The sequence below is a fragment of the Paenibacillus sp. SJS-P3 genome, from assembly GCF_056711585.1.
Window position 1 is genome coordinate 2,334,543 of the sequence record NZ_CM160043.1, and the last position, 19,805, is coordinate 2,354,347.

Annotated in this window: 15 protein-coding genes and 1 pseudogene; 12 read left to right on the forward strand and 4 right to left on the reverse strand. The window is 58.9% G+C overall.

Annotated elements, in window-relative coordinates:
• Nucleotides 1-22 precede the first annotated feature (22 nt).
• Together AC06G8_RS10745 and AC06G8_RS10750 are read right to left on the reverse strand one after the other, a co-directional pair.
• Nucleotides 23-1,858 carry an ABC transporter ATP-binding protein gene (locus tag AC06G8_RS10745; protein WP_480285262.1) on the reverse strand — a complete coding sequence of 612 codons (1,836 nt, stop codon included), beginning with the start codon at nucleotides 1,856-1,858 and terminating at the stop codon, nucleotides 23-25.
• A complete protein-coding gene (locus tag AC06G8_RS10750) occupies nucleotides 1,842-3,587 on the reverse strand; it encodes an ABC transporter ATP-binding protein (protein WP_480285263.1) in 1,746 nt (581 codons plus the stop codon). Before AC06G8_RS10750 ends, AC06G8_RS10745 begins: the two co-directional genes overlap by 17 nt.
• A 593-nt stretch (nucleotides 3,588-4,180) precedes the next feature.
• Between AC06G8_RS10750 and AC06G8_RS10755 the strand changes: the two genes are divergently transcribed.
• Nucleotides 4,181-6,229: an endonuclease MutS2 gene (locus AC06G8_RS10755; RefSeq protein ID WP_480285264.1), complete on the forward strand. Its 2,049-nt coding sequence runs from the start codon at nucleotides 4,181-4,183 to the stop codon at nucleotides 6,227-6,229.
• A 52-nt stretch (nucleotides 6,230-6,281) separates the two neighbouring features.
• Here the strand turns inward: AC06G8_RS10755 and AC06G8_RS10760 are convergent, their stop codons facing one another.
• A complete protein-coding gene (locus tag AC06G8_RS10760) occupies nucleotides 6,282-6,941 on the reverse strand; it encodes a thiamine diphosphokinase (RefSeq protein WP_480285265.1) in 660 nt (219 codons plus the stop codon).
• Between the two features lie 134 nt (nucleotides 6,942-7,075).
• Here AC06G8_RS10760 and AC06G8_RS10765 point away from each other — a divergent pair, with 134 nt between their 5' ends.
• The 3 genes and pseudogenes from AC06G8_RS10765 to AC06G8_RS10775 all read left to right on the forward strand — a co-directional run.
• Nucleotides 7,076-7,720 carry a trimeric intracellular cation channel family protein gene (locus AC06G8_RS10765; protein ID WP_480285266.1) on the forward strand — a complete coding sequence of 215 codons (645 nt, stop codon included), beginning with the start codon at nucleotides 7,076-7,078 and terminating at the stop codon, nucleotides 7,718-7,720.
• Nucleotides 7,720-8,235 carry a low molecular weight protein-tyrosine-phosphatase gene (locus AC06G8_RS10770; RefSeq protein ID WP_480285267.1) on the forward strand — a complete coding sequence of 172 codons (516 nt, stop codon included), beginning with the start codon at nucleotides 7,720-7,722 and terminating at the stop codon, nucleotides 8,233-8,235. The genes AC06G8_RS10765 and AC06G8_RS10770 overlap by 1 nt, the downstream gene beginning before the upstream one ends.
• Before the next feature lie 171 nt (nucleotides 8,236-8,406).
• Nucleotides 8,407-8,725 (forward strand): annotated as a pseudogene (locus AC06G8_RS10775) (transposase); the annotation flags it as partial.
• Nucleotides 8,726-9,087: 362 nt separating this feature from the next.
• Here the strand turns inward: AC06G8_RS10775 and AC06G8_RS10780 are convergent.
• The gene (locus AC06G8_RS10780) at nucleotides 9,088-9,819 is read right to left on the reverse strand and encodes an alpha/beta hydrolase (RefSeq protein ID WP_480285268.1); all 732 of its coding nucleotides are present in this window, start codon (nucleotides 9,817-9,819) and stop codon (nucleotides 9,088-9,090) included.
• Nucleotides 9,820-10,221: 402 nt separating this feature from the next.
• Between AC06G8_RS10780 and pdhA the strand changes: the two genes are divergently transcribed.
• The 8 genes from pdhA (at nucleotide 10,222) to AC06G8_RS10820 (ending at nucleotide 19,782) form a co-directional block, all read left to right on the forward strand.
• Nucleotides 10,222-11,286, forward strand: a complete 1,065-nt coding sequence (gene pdhA / locus AC06G8_RS10785; protein WP_048745914.1) for a pyruvate dehydrogenase (acetyl-transferring) E1 component subunit alpha — start codon at nucleotides 10,222-10,224, stop codon at nucleotides 11,284-11,286.
• A 42-nt stretch (nucleotides 11,287-11,328) separates the two neighbouring features.
• Nucleotides 11,329-12,306 (forward strand): alpha-ketoacid dehydrogenase subunit beta, encoded by a 978-nt coding sequence (locus AC06G8_RS10790; protein ID WP_447664709.1) that lies wholly within the window; start codon nucleotides 11,329-11,331, stop codon nucleotides 12,304-12,306.
• A 117-nt stretch (nucleotides 12,307-12,423) separates the two neighbouring features.
• Entirely contained in the window at nucleotides 12,424-13,764 is a 1,341-nt protein-coding gene (locus AC06G8_RS10795; protein WP_480285269.1) for a dihydrolipoamide acetyltransferase family protein, read from the forward strand.
• Between the two features lie 3 nt (nucleotides 13,765-13,767).
• Complete coding sequence (lpdA, locus tag AC06G8_RS10800) at nucleotides 13,768-15,183, forward strand: dihydrolipoyl dehydrogenase (RefSeq protein ID WP_076356085.1); 1,416 nt, start codon at nucleotides 13,768-13,770, stop codon at nucleotides 15,181-15,183.
• 271 nt (nucleotides 15,184-15,454) lie between these two features.
• Nucleotides 15,455-16,249: a thymidylate synthase gene (thyA, locus tag AC06G8_RS10805; protein ID WP_480285270.1), complete on the forward strand. Its 795-nt coding sequence runs from the start codon at nucleotides 15,455-15,457 to the stop codon at nucleotides 16,247-16,249.
• Nucleotides 16,246-16,740 carry a dihydrofolate reductase gene (locus tag AC06G8_RS10810; protein ID WP_447664712.1) on the forward strand — a complete coding sequence of 165 codons (495 nt, stop codon included), beginning with the start codon at nucleotides 16,246-16,248 and terminating at the stop codon, nucleotides 16,738-16,740. The genes thyA and AC06G8_RS10810 overlap by 4 nt, the downstream gene beginning before the upstream one ends.
• 208 nt (nucleotides 16,741-16,948) lie before the next feature.
• Nucleotides 16,949-18,436 (forward strand): glutamate synthase subunit beta, encoded by a 1,488-nt coding sequence (locus tag AC06G8_RS10815; protein WP_480285271.1) that lies wholly within the window; start codon nucleotides 16,949-16,951, stop codon nucleotides 18,434-18,436.
• A gap of 221 nt (nucleotides 18,437-18,657) precedes the next feature.
• A complete protein-coding gene (locus AC06G8_RS10820; RefSeq protein WP_447664714.1) occupies nucleotides 18,658-19,782 on the forward strand; it encodes a hypothetical protein in 1,125 nt (374 codons plus the stop codon).
• Nucleotides 19,783-19,805 lie beyond the last annotated feature (23 nt).

Below are 19,805 nucleotides of genomic sequence, written 5' to 3' on the forward strand. Positions count from 1 at the left end.
TGCTTGTTTGCCTGCGAGCTGTCTAGCCGGCTCCGCGTTCTTCCGGGCGCCCCTGGGAATGGCGGAACAGCTGCTCGTAGTAGCCGCGCTGCCGGACCAGCTCCTCGTGGCTGCCCTGCTCGGCGATGACGCCGCTCCGCATGACGATGATGCGGTCCGCATCCATGACGGTCGAAATGCGATGGGCGATGACGAGCGTCGTCCTTCCCGCCGCAACGGCGTCCAGCGCCCGCTGGACGAGCTGCTCGGTGCTGGAGTCTAGATTCGCCGTCGCCTCGTCCAGCACGAGAATGGCAGGCTGATAGAGCACGATCCGGGCAAAGCTGAGCAGCTGCCGCTCCCCGGTGGACAGTCCGCTGCCTTTTTCGCTCAGCATCGTGTCGTAACCGTCCGGCAGACGGCGGATCAGGGCGTCGGCGCCGACGAACGTGCAAGCCTGCATCGCTTGCTCCCGGCTGAAGCGGGTGTCGAACAGCCGGATGTTGTCAATGATCGAGCCCGAGAACAGGTACGGCTCCTGCTGGACCAGCCCGACCGTCCGGCTGAGCGTGGCGAGAGGGAGCTTCCGCACGTCGATTCCGTCGATCTGCACCGATCCCTTCCGCACGTCGTAGAACCGGCACAGGAGGCTGATCAGCGAGCTTTTGCCGGCTCCTGTCGTGCCGACGATGCCGATCCTCTCTCCGGGACGGATACTCAGGCTCAACGCCTTGATGACCGGTTCGCCATCCCCGTAGCCGAACGTCACGTTGCGGAAATCGATGGCGCCGCTGACCTGCGGACTGCCGCTGCCGCCGTTCAAGGCCGGGAAGGAGGCATCTCCGTCATCCGGAAGATCGGGCTTCGTGCTCAGCAGGCCCCAGATCCGGTCCATGGAGACGGAGGCGGATTGCAGCGTGTTCCATTGCTGGGTGATCGCATTGATCGGCTGGAAAAACTGCCGGATATAGGTGATGAAGGCGTACAGGATGCCGAATTCCAGGCTTTCGCCCAAGACGGCGCGGCCTCCGAGCCAGGCGATGAAGGCGACCGACAGGTTGCCCAGCAGGTCGAAGGAGCGGTTGAACAGCACGTTCGTGCGGATTTCCCTCAGATTGGCCTCGAAGTACGTCTCGTTCTTTTCGGCGAACTGGCGCTCCTGCTCCTTCTCCTGATGGAAGGCCTGCACCAGATTCATGCCGGACAGGTTCTCCGCCGTGAAGGCGATCAGGCGCGACAGCCTGCTGCGCGACAGCTGGTACGTCTTGCGCATATAGCTGCGGAAGGAGAACGCGATGATGCCGATGACGGGAAGCAGCACCATGCTGTACGATGCGAGCACGGGGTCGAGCTGGAACATGAGCGCGATGATGAGCAGCAGCGTCATCCCGTCCCGCATGAGGCTCATCAGCACCTGGGTGAAAAATTGGCTGACTGTCTCCGTGTCGCTGGATACATGCGTCACGAGGCTGCCGCTCGACGTCCGGTCGAAGAAAGACGGCGACAGCCTCGATATATGGCGGAACAAGTCCTTGCGAAGGCTTGCCACGATGCCTTGGCCGGTACGCTGGATCAGATTGTTCTGCAGATAGGAGAACAGCAGGGCGAGAATGGACAGAAGAAGATACAGGGCGCCGATGAGCAGCAGCGGCCGAAATTCCGTCTTGCCCTGCATCAGATGGTCGTCGATGACGATCTTCACCAGATAAGGCTGGAGCAGGTCTGCGATAACCGCGATCAGCGTGCAGAAGAATACGCCTGTGAACGCCTTGCGGTACGGCTTGGCATAGATCATGATGCCTTTTCGGGCTTCCTTGGAGCGGGTCTGGTTTTGCTGCTGCTGTTCCGCTGCTTCGGCTTGCTTAACCGATTTGGCCATGTGAAGTCCCTCCTTGCTGCAGGGCGAACAGCTCCGCATAGATGCCTTCCTCCGCCAGCAGGCTTTCATGCGTTCCCTGCTGGACGATCCGGCCTTCGTCCATGACGACGATGACATCGGCATGCTTGATCGCGCTGATGCGATGCGCGATGATCAGCGTTGTTTTGTTCTTGCGGAGCTGCTGGATATTGCGGATGATGGCCGTTTCGGTGACGGCATCGACAGCGCTGACGCTGTCGTCGAGAATGAGGATCGGAGCGTCCTTGATCAGGCCTCTGGCCAGGCTCGTGCGCTGCCGCTGTCCGCCGGAGAGCGTGACGCCGCGCTCGCCGAGGCGGGTCTGGAAGCCCTCGCTGAATTGCTGGATGCTCTCGTAGATGCCGGCTTGACGGGAGGCGTCCTCGACATCCCTCTGCTCGGCATTGCGCCTGGAGAAGGCGATATTGTCGCGCATCGTCGTGCTGAACAGGAAGCCGTCCTGCGGGACGTAAGCGATGTTCTCGCGCAGGCTGCCGAGGCCGAGCTCCCGGATATCGGCCTCGCCGATCCGGATCGTGCGCGGGGGAGCTTCGTAGATCCGCAGCAGCAGCTTGGCGATCGTCGTTTTGCCGCTGCCTGTGCGGCCGATGATTCCGGCAGTCGTGCCAGGCTTAACGGAGAGATGGATATCATGCAGCGCTTCCACGGGCGAGCCGGGGTAGTTGAAGCTGAGGCCGCGCAGCTCGATTCCGGATCCGGAGAGCGGGACGGACTGCTCCGCATCGCTTATGTCGGGGATGATGGATAGAAGCTCCTGCAGCCGCTCAAGGCTGGCGCGCGACCGCTGCATCGTGTTGATGACGTTGCCGATCTGCTGCAGGGGATTGATCATCAGCCGCACATAGAGAGTCAAGGAGACGAACATTCCGATCGTAATGGCTCCGCTCAGAGCCTGGTAGCCGCCGTAAGCGATCGTGACGACCAGCGACAGGGCGCCGAGAAACGGAAGCAGCGCCTGGAAGAAGGAAGACATCCGCACCAGTCCCAACTGGCTCTCCCTGATCCGGTCGACGGTGCCGCCGAATCTCTCCGCCATGACGTCCTCGGCGGCGAATTTCTGGGTGACGCGCATGCCGCCGAACTGCTCTTCGGCCGATTCGGTCATGCGCGCGAGCGCGTTCTGCACGATGCGCGAGCGCTTGCGGATGCGCGGTCCGAAGTAGACGACCAGGAAAGGAATAAGCAGCAGGGGGGAGACGCAGGGAACGATGAGCCCCCATGGAAGCCCCGATGCGGCCATCATGACGAAGGCCGACAGCAGCAGGATGACGGCGTTGGCCGTCTGGTTGAGGCATACCGAGATGGCCTCCCGGACGGAGGTGACGTCGTTCATGACGTAGCTCAGCATTTGTCCGACGCCGTGCTTGGCGTAGTAGGACTCGCTCAGCCGGGTGAAGTGGCGGAACAGCCGCTTGCGCATCAGCCGCTCGAAGCCTCGGCCGAGCCTCATGATCAGGTATTGGCCGAATCCGGCCATGGAGCCGTAGCAGACGGCGATGGCGACGAGCATGAGCGCGTACATGCGGATGTCGGTCATCGCGATGTCATCGTTTTTCAGCCGGTCGATGAACTCGCCGAGAATGTGCGGGTAATAGGACTGGATGATGTTGCCGGCGGCGATCAGCAGCAGCGAGGCGGCGTAGAGCCAGCCTCTTGAAGCCAGGTAAGGGGTCAGCAGCCTTAATTTCATCTCGTACCTCCTGCGATGTATCGTTGGTTCCATTATAAGGCGGCTCCGAAGATAATTCACTGCTAAACGAAAAAGGGCTGGAGGCCGCTGGCGTCCGAAGGCGGCAGCTGCTTGACGAAAGCCGATTTTCTTTGTATGCTCATGGAAGCTATACGATTCCAGCCGACTTTATCCAAAGGGGAGCTATTGATGATTACAGGTGTTCTTAACTCTTAAATTTTATATAGCGCTTCTCGAACTCATTACCCCTTCTGAATGGAATCATTCACGAGGTTATTCGGGCGCGCTTATGAAGAGTTGAGAACATGTGGATACTCACCCTGAGCGATGGTCTGCGGACAATCGTCTTACCGGTATTCCGTGCTCCTTCGAGCACGGATTTTTCGTTTCTCATGCACCTGCCGCCAGAAGCCTGTTCCACCGAGGCTTCCGGCATCCGGTCATGGGAGGCATACACAGGTAGAGACGGCAGCAGGTACCTAGCCCGACAGGAGTGGAGCGCTTCCGCGTTCCCTCCTGTTTTTTTATGTCCTTGAACGCCTTCATGCGGCTGGGTCGATATGGACATGAGCAATTTCGGGGAGGAAATCAAGTTGAATCAAGCATCCATGGCAAGACTCGAATACAACGCCATCCACGAGCGGCTATGCGGCTTTGCCGTATCGGAGCCCGGCTTGAGGCTGGCTGAGAAGCACCGTCCCAGCGCGATCTGGAGGCAAGCGGCGTTATGGCAGCGCGAAACGGCAGAGGCGGAGTCGCTGCTGGCGGCCGGAGCCAGCGTTCCGCTGTCTGCGATGGAAGGAATCGAACCCTTCCTGGCGCTGCTCGGCAAGGGAAGAATCTACGACGAGCGCGAGCTGTCGGGCTTGTCCGCATGGCTCGGCTCCGTGGCGCAAATGAAGCGGTACATGGAGGCGAAAAGCGAAGCCTCGCCGCTTCTGTCGGGATATGCCTCCTCCATGAGGGACTGTCCGGAGCTGAGGGCGGAGCTGGACCGCTGCATCCGAGGGGGATGGCTTCACGATCATGCTTCGCCTGAGCTGTCCAGGATCAGGCGCGCTCATGGAGTGGCGGAGGACAGGATACGGAGGAAGCTCGACGCATCGCTGGCCAAATATCGGAACGCCCTTCAGGAAGCCGTCATCAGCCAGCGCAGCGGAAGGTTCGTCCTGGCGGTCCGGCGCGAGCATCGCAAGCTCGTGCCCGGAACCGTGTGGGATGAATCCGCCAGCGGCCAGACGCTGTTCGTGGAGCCGGCGGACATTGCCGACCTGCAGGCGGAGCTGTCTTCATGGAAAGCGGCCGAGGAGCAGGAGCGGCAGCGCATCCTGGCCGGGCTGTCGGCTCTGGCAGAGGAGCATGGGCCGCAGCTCGGCATCAACCTGGAGACGATGGCGATGTTCGACTTCATTCTCGCCAGAGGCAAGCTGGCCATCTCGTACGACGGGACGGCGCCCGTGCTGGAAGCCGAGCCCGCCGTAAGGATCGTCTCCGGGCGCCATCCGCTGCTCGGCAAGCAAGCGGTTCCGATCGATGCGGAGCTCGGCCTGGGCTGGGATCAGCTGTACATTACCGGTCCCAACACGGGAGGCAAGACGCTGGCGCTCAAGACGATCGGCCTGTTCGTGCTTATGGCCCAGGCAGGCTTGTTCCTGCCGGCGGCAGCAGGAACGGCGATCGGCATCTTCGACGACGTGCTCGCCGACGTCGGCGACGGGCAGAGCATCGAGCAGTCGCTGAGCACCTTCTCCGCCCATCTTGCCGTTCTTCGCGAAGTGCTGGATACGGCGGGAAGGAGAACGCTCGTCCTGCTGGATGAGCTCGCCGCGGGCACCGATCCGGGGGAAGGGATCGCGCTCTCGATCGCCGTGCTGGAGGAGCTGGGACGGAGAGGATCGAAGCTTGCCGTGACGACTCATTTCAATGAAATCAAAGCCTATGCCGCGCGCACCGGGCGCTGCATGAACGCCCGCATGGCATTCGATCCGGAATCTCTGCAGCCGCTGTACCGGCTGGAGCCGGGAGAGGCGGGGGACAGCTATGCGCTGGCGATCGCCAAGCGGTACGGACTGCCGAGGTCCATTCTCGACCGTGCGGAGCAGCTGAGACATCATCGATCTCCGGAGCTTCAGCTTCAGCCTGTGAAGGCAGCGGAGCCGCCGGCAGAGGAGGCGGCTGCAGTTCATCCTCCAGCGGTACAGGAGAAGAGAAGAGCAGCGGCTGAGTCAGATGGGGAGCCTGCCGGAAGGAGGCGCAGCGATCCGGAACGAGCGGAGGCCAGGGAACGGACAGCGGCGGAACACGCTTCGGATCGAGAGGCTAAAAAAGGAAAGGGAAAGGAGAAAATGCCGCTCCGCGTCGGAGATTGCGTTTGGATCTACCCGATCCGGAGAACGGGCATCGTCTACCGTGAGGAGGATGAACGGGGAGAGGTCGGGGTCCAGGTCCAAAAGGAGAAGAGAACCTTCAATCGCAAGCGGCTGGCCTTGTATATCGAGAAGGAGCAGCTCTATCCGGGAGCGGAGTACGATCTCGACATCGTGTTCGATTCGAAGGAAAACCGCAAGGCCAGAAAGCTGATGTCCCGCAAGCATGTAGACGGGCTGAAAATCGAAACGCCGGGTGGCGGCGGCAAGGAATAAGCGGACGGGAAGCTGCGAACGGAAGCAGCTTCAGATTTGGCGGACGGGGGAATCAGCCGATGCTCTCCATCACGAGGAGCCAGCCATCCGCCGTGGATACGGTGCCGGCTTCGGCGGCCAGCGCATTGCTGATGCCGAGCGACTGGCCGAGATCCAGAGCTGCGTCGGTCAGCGGATACCGGAATCCGATGAGGTTGATGCCGGTCACGCGCAGGCTGAGCGGGAGCAGCGAGATGTGCTCGAAGCGACTGCGGCTAATGGCCAGCGTGGAGCCCGGAGGAAGGACGCGGACCCGGTTCGCAGCGTCTTCAATGGAGGCGGAAATGCCCTGTACCGCTGCCGATCGCAGCAAGTGGACATTGGCTATGGTATGGTCGAGCCGGCTTCCCGTCGCTCCCAGCAGCAGCAGGGAGGACGGCTTCAGGTCCAGGCCGCGCCGGAAGGCCAGCTCCGTATCCGTGTAGTTTTTGTCGACGGGATCGAAGGAAGCAAGCTCCAGGCTCCCGGCTTGAATATCGTGCCGCTCCTCCGGGCTGACGGAATCGAAATCGCCGAGCGACAGATGCGGCTTGAGGCCTTGGCGTACGAGGAACAGGGCTCCGGCGTCGGCGCCGATGATGTAGTCGTCTTCTCGAATAAGATCGAGCGCCCAGCTGCCGAGGCTTCCTCCGGATACGATGACGACCCGGCTATAAAAGGTTGACGGTTCCAAGGTTTTCCATCCTTTCGGTATTGAATCTGCCGACATTATAGCTTGTCCGGAGACGATGCCGCAATGACGGTTGCGTCCTGCATCCCTCGCGGCTATTATAGGTAGGATGATGGAGACTTAAGGGGCGTTAGAACTTGTATACCGATATTTTTGCCGTATTCAGCATTATCGGCACGATTGCGTTCGCGGTCAGCGGAGCGATCGTCGCCATGGAGGAAGAGTATGATATTCTGGGCGTCTTCGTGCTCGGTCTGGTAACCGCATTTGGAGGCGGCGTCATCCGCAACCTGCTCATTGGGGTTCCGGTCACGACATTATGGACTCAGGGCCTGCTCATCAAGGTTGCGTTGGCGGCGATGACGATCGCCTTCCTGCTGCCGGTCGGATGGATCCAGCATTGGCGCAAAATGGAGGCGCTGTTCGATGCGATCGGGCTGTCCGCCTTCGCGATCCAGGGCGCCTTGTACGCGGAGGGCATGAAGCATCCGCTCAGCGCGGTCATGGTCGCAGCCACGCTTACGGGCATCGGAGGCGGAATCATCCGCGATCTTCTGGCCGGGCGCAAGCCGCTCGTACTGCGGGACGAGATCTATGCCGTATGGGCCATTCTCGCCGGCGCAGCGATCGGTCTCGGATGGCCGGGAAGCACGGCCGGGCTGATCGTCCTGTTCGTGCTGATCATCGTCATGCGCATGTTCTCGGTCATATACAAGTGGAGGCTGCCGAGAAGGTCGCTGCGTCCCGCTTCGGGAGACATGAGAAAAGGGGGCTTGTTCTGATGGCGGACAAAGAGAAGGCTAAGGTTCTGTTCGTTTGCCTCGGCAACATCTGCCGTTCCCCGATGGCCGAGGCGGTTCTCAGGCACAAGGCTGAGGAAGCAGGTCTTAGCGGCATCGTCGAAGCCGGCAGCTGCGGCACCGGAGACTGGCATCTCGGCCATTCTCCTCATGAGGGAACGCGCCGGATGCTGGACTCGGCCGGAATTTCCTACAAAGGCATGATCTCGACGCTGGTCAGCCGGCAGGCTCTGGAGCAGGCCGACTATATCGTCTGCATGGACGAGAAGAACGAGCAGGATGTAAGGGAGCTGCTTCAAGAGTGGTCCGTGGAACCGGACGGCAAGCTGCTCCGGTTCATGGAGCTGCTTCACGGGCAGGAGGGGACCGGCGTACCGGATCCTTATTATACCGGCGACTTCGAGGAGACATTCCGGCTTGTGAGCGAAGGCTGCGGCCGGCTGCTGAATCGGATCAGCAACGATCAGGCCAGGCTTGCCGGCCAAACGCGCGGATAGAAATGAGCAGCTGGCAGCGAAATGGCGGATACGAATTAAAAAGGGAAGCGGCTTTCAGCCGAGGCCACTGAAAAAGTCCGTTTACTAGAAAAGGTGCAGTCCCCCAAGAAATTGAGGAGGCTGCACCTCTTTTCGTTTATACTTAAAACATCATGGAGAGCAGGTGAACGGATGATTCGGCAACAACAATCCCTCATGTTAAGTCCATACGCGAAGCTGTACGACATCCTTATACCCAAGGACAATATGCTTCGTAGATCAACGATTTGGTGGACTTTCAGTTCATTTACGATGAACTCAAACATAACTACAGCTTGGACAACGGCAGGAACGCTATAGATGCAACTGCATGTTCAAATACTTGCTCTTGAAAGCCATTTTCGAGCTGTCGGATGTCGACATCGTGGAACGCTCGCTGTACGACCTGTCGTTCAAGTACTTCCTCGGCATGGCGCCCGAAGACGACGTCATCGACTCGAGTTCGTTGACGAACCACGGCAGCTGTCATCACGACAGGCGAAAAGAATGACGGCAAGCAATTGCAGATGCTCATCGAGAAGAGCCAAGCAGCGGGGACACGGGTACGATGTCGCCACATCCTCGGGTCTGCTTGGCATGCAGTTGCAGGGCGCGATGGCGATCTTTGCGGTAAATCTGAAGCGAATGTTGAAGATTGCGGAGTAGGAGTAGGCAAGGCAAGTCCCGACGAAGACCAAAAAGAAGGCATCCATCCCAGTATTTGGGTGTATATGCCTTCTTTTTAGGATTGGTTTTAGAGGTCGCTTGAAAAGTACGGGTTTTTCAGTGGCCTCGCTTTCGGCTGCTTCCCTTTTTTTTGCGCGATACCTGCAATCAGCGGATGAAATGCTTGAGGCCGTCGGGAATTTCCCGCTGCCAGAAGCCCCATTGATGCTTGCCGTCTTTTTCCGTATAGAGAATCGAAGCGCCCTTGCCCTCCAGCAGCTCCCGCATTTCGCGGTTCAGCGTGACGAAGTCGTAGATGCCCGTATCCGTCTGGTAGTCGGTCTCCTGCAAGCCGACATATTGGTACAGCTTCAGCCAGCCAAGCTCCTGCTCCTGTGCCGCAAGCTGCTGCGAAGCCGCATAAAACGCGCCGGACAGCGAGAGGATGCGGCTCCATATGTCCGGGTAGCGGAGCGCGAGATGGAGGGAGACCGTGCCCCCGAGCGAATCGCCGACGAGCAGCCGCTCCGAGCGCTCGCGCCGGACGGGGTAGCGTTCCTCGACAAAAGGAAGCATCTCTTCCGCGAAGAAGCGGACGTAGGCATCGTGCAGGCTTCCGCCCGGAGAATATTCGGCCGTGCGCTTCTTTTTGTCCACGTCGACTCCGACGATGATGAAGGGCTCGATCTCGCCGTCGATGATCAGCTTGTTGGCGAGCGTAGCGATCCGCCCGAAGTTGAACAGATCCTCGCCGTCCTGGCCGTACACGACGGGATAGCTCAGCACTTCGTTGTAGCCAGGGGGAAGGTAGATCCGCAGATCCCGGGAGCCCGTTTCCAGATAGGCGCTCGGCACCGTCTCCTTTACAATGGTCCGTTTCAAGTATTTGTCGTCGGTCATGCTTATGTCCTCCTTGGGCTGCATGGGAAAGCGGAGCTTAGGGTAAACAATAAGGAGATGTCCCGCGCCCCGCCGTTCCAATCGGCAGCTGTTTTTCATTCTTCTGAAATGTGGTTCTGAAGGGAGGAAATCCCATCCCGTCGCAGCCGGCTCTCGCCGTTGCTTGGAATTCAGAAAGTCCGCCGCTTATGAAAACGCTTGTTGTACTATTCTGTACTACTGTAATTGCAAGGCTGTTACACATACAATTCATGCACATATTTCTTGAAAATCATGAAAAAGCGCCGCTTTCACGCAATTCTTTTTGACCGTTTCAAGGTAACAGGTTTATAATAATTCTATAACAGAGCAGATCAAGATTCAAATAACAAATCGAGGTGAACCTCCCTGATGAGCAAGCTCATGAACAAGCATTCTTACGAAGTCCACAGTGATAACGTAGAGCCGCTTACGATTCTTTCGCCGGAGGGCGAAGTCGTGAACCCGGATCTCATGCCGGAGCTCAGCGACGAACAATTGAAGGAACTGATGTACCGCATGGTCTTCACGCGCACTTGGGATGAGCGCGCCGTGAATCTCGGCCGTCAAGGCCGTCTCGGCTTCTACGCGCCGGTATCCGGCCAGGAAGCTTCCATGATCGGCAGCGAATACGCGCTGAACAAGGAAGACTTCATCTGCCCGGCTTACCGCGACATGCCGCAGATCGTCTGGCACGGCCTTCCGCTGTACCAGGCGTTCCTGTACTCCCGCGGCCATCAGCACGGCGGACAGATTCCCGAAGGCGTCAACGTCCTGATGCCGCAAATTATCATCGGCGCGCAGATCCTCCATGCGACCGGCGTTGCGATGGCGTTCAAGAAGCGCGGCGAGAAGCGCGTCGCGATCACGTACACCGGCGACGGCGGCTCCTCCGAGGGCGATTTCTACGAAGGCCTTAACTTCGCGGGCGCTTACAAGCTGCCAGCGATCTATGTCGTTCAGAACAACGGCTATGCGATTACGACTCCTTACTCCAAGCAGACGGCTGCCCAGTCGATCGCCCACAAGGCTCTCGCTGCCGGCATCAAGGGCGTGCAGGTTGACGGCATGGACGTATTGGCTGTCGTCAAGGCGGTATCCGAGGCTGCCGAGCGCGGCCGGAACGGCGAAGGCGCGACGCTGATCGAGCTTCTGACCTACCGTTTCCGTCCGCATTCCCTCTCCGACGATACGACCAAGTACCGCACCAAGGACGAGGAAAGCGAGTGGACCCAAAAGGATCCGATCATCCGCTTCGGCAAATATCTGGACAAAAAAGGCCTCTGGACAGAGGAAGATACGGCTCGCGTGAAAGAAGAAGCCAAAGCAGCCGTGAACGATGCGATCAAAAAAGCCGAAGCGACCGAGAAAATGACGGTCGGCGGCCTGATCGACTCGATGTTCGAGAACACGCCTGCGCATCTTGAAGAACAAAAAGCCGATTTCTAAGCGGCCAAAGCGGCCGATCCACCGAAGGAGGAACCTGTTAACATGGCTCAAATGAATATGCTTGAAGCAATCCGCGACGCTCTGCGGACCGAGCTTAAGCGTGACGATAATGTAATGCTGTTCGGGGAGGACGTCGGCCATACCGGCGGCGTCTTCCGCGTGACGGAAGGTCTGCAGAAGGAATTCGGCGAGGAGCGCGTATTCGATACGCCGCTCGCGGAATCGGCTCTCGCCGGCATGGCTGTAGGCCTCGGCGTCCAAGGCTTCCGCCCGGTTGCGGAAATCCAGTTCGTCGGCTTCATCTATGAAGCTCTGGACCAAATGTTCGTTCAAGCGGCCCGCATGCGCTACCGTTCCGGCGGCCGCTACAACTCGCCGATCGTATTCCGCACGCCGTTCGGCGGCGGCGTCAAGGCAGCCGAGCTGCATACGGATTCCCTGGAAGGCCTCGCGATGCAGACTCCGGGCATCAAGGTCGTCATTCCTTCCAATCCATACGATGCCAAGGGCCTCATGATCTCCGCTATCCGCGACAACGATCCGGTCTTCTTCATGGAGCACTTGAACCTGTACCGCGCTTTCCGCGCCGAAGTGCCGGAAGAAGAGTACACGATTCCGCTCGGCAAGGCCAACGTCGTCCGCGAGGGCAGCGACGTGACGATCGTAACCTACGGCATGATGGTCCACACCTCTGTGAAAGCAGCCGAGGAGCTGGAGAAGGAAGGCGTCAAGGTCGAAGTCATCGACCTGCGCACGCTGATGCCGCTTGACATCGATACGATCGTGGAGTCCATCAAGAAGACGAACCGCGTCATCGTCGTCCAGGAAGCGCAAAAGACTTCCGGCGCTGCTGCCGAGGTCATCGCGCAGATCAACGAGAAGGCCATCCTCCATCTGGAAGCGCCTGTCCTGCGCGTTGCCGGACCGGATACGGTGTACCCGTATGCGCAGATCGAGGATCAATGGCTTCCTACGCCGGCTCGCATCGTCGCAGGCGTGAAGAAAGTTCTCGACTTCTAATCCATCCGGCCGGCTTGCGGCCGTTACCGATGGCGGGGGAAGGGCTGGCCCGGCTCTGCCGGAGCTTGTCCCGCCCGCGGCCATCTCCAAGCTCTAAACGCAAAAGGAGGTACATCCGTGGCAAAATTCGAATATCGGTTCCCGGAGCTCGGCGAAGGTCTGCATGAGGGCGAGATCATGACCATGCATATCAAGCCGGGCGACAAAGTGACCGACGATGATATCATTATGGAAGTCCAGAACGACAAAGCCGTCGTGGAAGTGCCTTGTCCGGTCAACGGCACCGTTCTTGAAGTATTCGCGAAGGACGGACAGGTGTGCCATGTAGGCGAAGTGATCGCGATCATCGATGCCGAAGGCGATCTTCCGGAAGGCGCGGCGCCTGCCGAGGACAGCCCGAAGGATGTAGCGAAGGACGAAGCGGCCAGCGTCGCTCCTGGCGCTGTCAAGGCTGATGCCGAAGTCACGGCGAAAGATGCTGCTCCCGCAGCCGCCCAGCCTGCCAAGGCCGAAGGCGCAGCCAAGGGCAGCGTGCTTGCTACGCCTAGCGTGCGCAAATTCGCCCGCGAAAAAGGCGTGGACATCACGGCCGTCCAAGGCTCGGGCAAAAACGGCAAAGTAACCCGCGAGGATGTCGAGCAGTTTGCGGCAGGCGGGGGCAAATCCGCTCCAGCGGCAGCTGCGGACAATGCGGCTGTTGCAGCCAAAGGCGCAGGAGAAGCGAAAGCCGCTCCGGTGGCATCCCAAGGCGGAGACCGTCCGGAAGAGCGCTTGCCGTTCAAGGGCATCCGCAAAATCATCGCCGGCGCGATGGCGAAGTCCGCTTACACGGCTCCGCATGTTACGCTGATGGATGAAGTCGACGTGACCGCTCTTGTCGAGCTTCGCCAAAAAGCGAAGCCTGTCGCCGAGAAAAAAGGCGTCAAGCTGACTTACTTGCCGTTCATCGTGAAAGCTCTCGTAGCGGCCTGCCGCGAGTTCCCGATCATGAATGCGATGCTGGACGAGGAATCCCAGGAAATCGTGCTCCGCAAATACTACAACATCGGCATTGCGACGGACACCGACAACGGGCTTATCGTTCCGGTCATCGAGCATGCGGACCGCAAGAACGTCTGGACGATCGCGGATTCCATTCGCGACCTGGCCGTCCGCGGACGCGACGGCAAGCTTACCGGCGCCGAGCTCAAAGGCAGCACGATCACGATCACGAACATCGGCTCCGCCGGCGGCATGTTCTTCACGCCGATCATCAACTTCCCTGAAGTCGCGATTCTCGGCGTAGGCCGCATTTCCGACAAGCCGGTCGTCAAGAACGGCGAAATCGTTCCTGCATCCGTAATGGCCCTGTCCCTCAGTTTCGATCATCGCATCATCGACGGTGCGACGGCACAGAATTTCCTGAACTACATTAAGCAGCTTCTGGCCGACCCTCAGCTGCTCGTTATGGAGGTATAACTCATGGTAGTAGGAGATCCATCTCTCGATATCGATACACTGGTAATTGGTGCAGGCCCTGGCGGGTATGTAGCGGCGATTCGCGCCGCCCAGCTCGGCCAGAGCGTCCTCTGCGTGGATAAGGAATATGTAGGCGGCGTCTGCTTGAACGTCGGCTGCATTCCTTCCAAGGCTCTGATCTCGGCTTCCCATCAGTACGACACGGTCAGCCACTCCGAAGCGATCGGCATCACGGCCGCCGACGTGAAGGTCGACTGGTCCAAAATCCAGGAGTTCCGCGGCAGCGTCGTCAAGAAGCTGACGGGCGGCGTAGCCAGCCTGCTGAAAGCCAACAAAGTCCAGTACTTTGCCGGCGAAGTCATGTTCATCAACGAAAACGAAGCCCGCGTCTTCAACGATCAGGAAGCGCCGCGCTACCGGTTCAAGAACTGCATCATCGCTACGGGCTCCCGTCCGATCGAGCTGAAGGCATTCCCGTTCGGCGGACGCATCGTGTCCTCCACGGGCGCTCTGACGCTGCCAGAGATTCCGAAGAGCCTCGTCGTCATCGGCGGCGGCTACATCGGCATCGAGCTGAGCCAGATGTACAGCAAGTTCGGCACGAAGGTGACGATCCTCGAAGGCTCCGACTCCATCCTGCCCGGCTTCGACAAAGACATGTCCCAGCTCGTGGCGAAGAAGCTCAAAGCCAAAAAAGCCGACATCATCACCGGCGCGATGGCGAAAAGCTCCGAGCAGACCGACAAGGACGTCACGGTTACGTACACGGTCGGCGACAAGGAAGAGAAGATCACTGCCGACTATCTGCTCGTAACGGTCGGACGCCGTCCGAACACGGACGGAGAGCTTGGCCTTGACCTCATCAACATCAAGATGACGGACCGCGGCCTCATCGAAGTCAACGACGAAGGACGCACGAGCATTCCGCATATCTTCGCTATCGGCGACATCGTTGCCGGTCCTGCGCTTGCCCACAAAGCGATGTATGAAGGCCGCGTCGCGGCTGAAGTCATCGGCGGAGAGCCGAGCAAAGTCGACTACAAGTGCATGCCTGCGGTCTGCTTCTCCGATCCGGAATGCGCAAGCGTCGGCCTGACGGAGAAGGAAGCCAAGGACAAAGGCTACAACGTCCAAGTCGGCAAATTCCCGTTTGCAGCGAACGGACGCGCGCTTTCCCTGAACGCTGGAGAAGGCTTCGTCAAAATCGTAGCCGACAAAGACAGCGGCCTCGTGCTCGGCGCCCACATCGCGGGCATCGAAGCTTCCAACATGATCTCCGAACTCGGTCTGGCGATCGAGATGGGCGCTACGCTTGAAGATATCGCCCTCACGATCCATGCTCACCCGACGCTCGGCGAAATCGTGCTGGATGCGGCGGAAGTGGCTCTCGGCCACCCGATCCACGTTTTCGTCAAGTAACATGCCCAGCTGCCGATTTCCGGCGGCTGCTGCAACAGCCGGCACCCCGAGTGCCGGCTGTTTTTGTTTTTCATTCTTATTTCGTTTTTCCTTCCTTTCAGTGATCTTTATTGCCCCTAATCGTTACCGCGCCAAAAGATTATGCAACGATTCGATCGCTTTCTTGCGACATTTCCTTGCATAATGGAGACAAAACTCGGCTGCGGATGGTAGAATAGGAAAAAGGTTTTCAAGCGGGTTGTAGACAGATTGGGACAAAGGGGAAGGTTGCATGAAAAATTACTTGGAGCTTTTGCAGGATATCCTGGACAACGGCACGGAGCGTTCCGACCGGACGGGCACGGGAACGATTGCCGTCTTCGGCAGGCAGCTCCGCTTTGATTTGTCGAAGGGATTTCCTTTGGTGACGACCAAGCGGGTGCATGTGAAGTCCATCATCCATGAGCTGCTGTGGTTTTTGAGCGGAGACACCAATATCCGTTATCTGCAGGAGAACGGAGTGCGCATCTGGAACGAATGGGCGGACGAGAACGGCGATCTCGGGCCTGTGTACGGCTCCCAGTGGCGGGCATGGGAGGGAAAGGACGGCACGGTCCACGATCAGATCCAGAGAGTCGTGGATTCCATCCGCTCCAATCCCGATTCGCGCCGTCATATGGTGAGCGCCTGGAACGTGGCGGAGGTCGACAATATGAAGCTTCCGCCATGCCATTTCGTCTTCCAGTTCCAGGTGGCTGCCGGCAAGCTGAACTGCATGTTCACGATGCGGTCCTCGGATACCTTCCTTGGGCTTCCGTTCAACATCGCCCAGTATGCGATGCTGACCCATATGATCGCCCAGCAATGCGATCTGGAGCCCGGCGAGTTGATCTATTCCGGCGGAGACGTCCACATCTACAGCAATCATCTGGAGCAGGTGAAGCTGCAGCTGACCAGGGAGCCGCATCCGCTGCCGCAGCTGGTGCTGAAGAGGCGTCCTGAATCCATTTTCGATTACCGGTACGAGGATTTCGAGATCGTAGGCTACCAGCATCATCCCACCATCAAGGCCGAGGTAGCCATATGATCACGATGATCGCATGCATGGACCGCGACCGCCTAATCGGGCGCGGCAACGACCTTCCGTGGAAGCTTCCCGAAGACATGAGCTACTTCAAGGAGCGGACGATGGGCAAGACGGTGCTGATGGGACGCAAGACGTTCGAGTCGTTCGGCGGCCGGCCGCTCAAGAACAGGCGCAACGTCATCCTGACCCGGGACGCCGGCTTCAAGCCGGAAGGAGCCGAAACGGTGCATTCCCTGGAGGCGGCGCTGCGGCTGGAGACGGAGGGGGAGGAGCTGATGGTGATCGGCGGCGAGCAGATCTACGAGCTGCTGCTGCCTCATGCCGATTGCCTGCTGCTTACGGAGATCGACGCTTCTTTCGGAGGCGGAGACGCCTTCTTTCCTTCCTTCCGCGAGGAAGAATGGAAGCTCGCGGATTCCTATCCCGGCAAGGGCGACGAGAAGCTGGGAGTCGCTTACCGCTTCAACCGTTATGAACGGGTGAAGGATTAGTCTTTATTGCTGTCATGCGACAAAGTGCAAATGATTGTACGCTTACTCCATTATGATCGACCGGTCAACAATGCTACGATGAGGTACAAGTATGCGCTGGAATGCAACTTTTTGCTTTTTCCGGCAGCGGCATTCGGGGCTGCGTCCTTTGGAGCCGACAGACAGATGACATAACGATAGGGACCTTACGGATGGAGGAATGGGCAAGATGTCGACACCTACTGGTTTTATGGACTACAAGCGCGAGCTGCCTGCGGACCGCAGCCCGCTCGAGAGGGTCAAGGATTGGGAAGAATTCCACAAGCATCTGCCGGATGACCAGCTGCGCACGCAGGGAGCCCGCTGCATGGATTGCGGCACCCCTTACTGCCACACCGGCATGGAGATTGCCGGCGGCGCTTCCGGATGCCCTGTCAACAACCTCATACCGGAATGGAACAATCTGATCTATCGCGGCCTATGGCGCGAAGCGTTGGAGCGCCTCCACAAAACGAACAACTTCCCGGAATTCACCGGACGTGTATGTCCGGCGCCTTGCGAAGGCTCCTGTACGGTCGGGCTGATCGGCGATTCCGTCACGATCAAGACGATCGAGCAGGCGATCATCGACCGCGGCTTCGATGAAGGCTGGGTCGTCCCGCAGCCTCCGAAGATGCGTACGAGCAAGCGCGTCGCGGTCATCGGCTCCGGACCTGCAGGCATGGCCTGTGCCGCCCAGCTCAACAAAGCCGGCCACACCGTGACCGTCTACGAGCGCGCGGACCGGATCGGCGGCCTGCTCACGTACGGCATTCCGACGATGAAGCTCGACAAGGGCATCGTGCAGCGCCGCGTCGATCTGATGGAAGCCGAAGGCGTCAGCTTCGTGACGAACACGGAGATCGGCAAGGATATCGGAGCGGAGGAGCTTCTGGAAGGCTTTGATGCCATCGTCCTTTGCGGCGGCGCCACCAAAGCCCGCGGAGTAGATATCGAAGGCTCCACCCTTGGCGGCATTCACCCTGCAATGGACTACCTCAACGGAACGATCAAGAGCTACCTGGATTCCGGTCTCGAAGACGGCAACTTCATCTCGGCCAAGGACAAGGATGTCATCGTCATCGGCGGCGGCGACACCGGCACCGACTGCGTTGCGACCGCTCTGCGCCATGGCTGCAAGTCCGTCACCCAGTTCGGCACGCATGCCAAGGCTCCGCTTGAGCGGGACAGCATCAACAATCCATGGCCTCAGTTCCCGAACGTGTACACGCTCGATTACGCCCATGAGGAGGCCAAGGCGGTCTACGGCGAAGATCCACGCGCCTTCTCCGTCCTGACGAAGAAGTTCGTCGGCGACGAGAACGGCCAGCTCAAGGAGCTTCATACGGTTCAGATCGAGCGCACGGTCGACGAGACCGGCCGCAAGATCTACAAGGAAATTCCCGGTACCGAAAAAGTATGGCCGGCCGATCTCGTGTTCGTCGCCGTAGGCTTCGAGGGTCCGGAATCCACCCTTGTGGATGCGTTCTCCGTCGAGCAGGACCGCCGCACGAACGTCAAAGCCCGCAAAGGCGATTATCGCACAAGCGTGGACAAGGTATTCGCCGCAGGCGACATGCGCCGCGGACAAAGCCTCGTCGTCTGGGCCATCAACGAAGGCCGTGAAGCCGCCCGCGAAGTGGACCGTTATTTGATGGGATCGACGATGCTGCCTTAATGCCTCACTTTGCACGGCTCTAAAAGCGCCTTTCCGGCGCTTTTTCTTTTTCCATCGAAAAGGACGGAAGATAAGAAAGCCAGCGCCAGATGGAATGGTGTCCGGGTGTCCAGGAGGAGAAACAGGAGAAGAGCCAGAATGTGGAGCAGCCTGCACGATGGGACCTATGGTACAATACTCGTATTGTCCATAAGTCTGTGTACCTAAAGGAGAGACTGCCCGTGAACACAACCGAAGGCGCATCTGTCTTGACGCCGGCGGATATTCACCATATCAGAACCTTTATCGATGTGAAATACTTTGACAAACCTCAAAGTGAACGTTCTGAAATTCTATCCGACGCTATTCGCCGAATCATCTTCCAACAGCTCCCTGATTTCGCCGAGACGATCAAGAAAGAGCTGACGGCAAGATTGATTCGTACCCATATTATCTCCAAAGCAGGCATTGTCAACAGCGACGATATTTTTGCCGCCTGCCTGAACCTCAACTTCCGCGATCAGCGCATCGCCCGTCCTCTGATGAACTGGGTGGAGAAAAAGCTGGACGTGTCGCTCGAGCATGACGAATTCGAGCGCATTCTCAGGCGCGTCAAGCCGTTCGCGGCTTCACGCGAAGAAGCGCTGCTGGCTGCCGTGGCGGATCATCTCAACTTGCCGGAAACCGTCTCCGATCCGTCCGCTAAACGAGAATCCTCCATGCTTGGAAGCAGCAGCACCAGGGTTCTGATGATGGCGGTATTGTCCGTCATGCTTCTTGGAGGTACACTTGTATATGGCTGGTCGCTGTTCCATCGCCATGCCGCTGCGATTCCCGTCGCGGCCTCAGCAGAGGCTGCCGTACCGGCTCCCAAGGCACAGCCCGTCGCCAAGAAGGCGCAATCAGCGCCCGTGGCGCCTTTAGCCAAAAACGAGCTTCCACAGTCGCTTCAATATGCCGATATTGAAGTGGAGCGCCTGACGGCTTATTTGGAGAGCCGCTCGTCGATGCTGGCCAAGCCCCGTTATATGAACGCCATTATCGCGGCCGCCAAGCAGTACAACGTGCATCCGCTGCTTCTGTTCGCCATTACCGGCCAAGAACAGAGCTTCGTGCCCGACGACCACAAGCGCGCGGTCAAGATGGCCAACAATCCGTTCAATGTGTATTACAGCTGGCAGGATTTCAACACCAGCATCGAGGAGTCTTCGCGGATCGCAGCCAAGACCGTCGTCAACTTGAGCAAGAACAGGCCGCAGAATGCCGACCCGTTGACATGGATCAACCGCAAATACGCGGAAGACCCGAAGTGGTCCCGCGGCGTCCGCCAGATTTTCGCGATGCTTCAGGAAAAGGTTGCCGCTTGACGCCATTGTTGGCCAAGGACCAC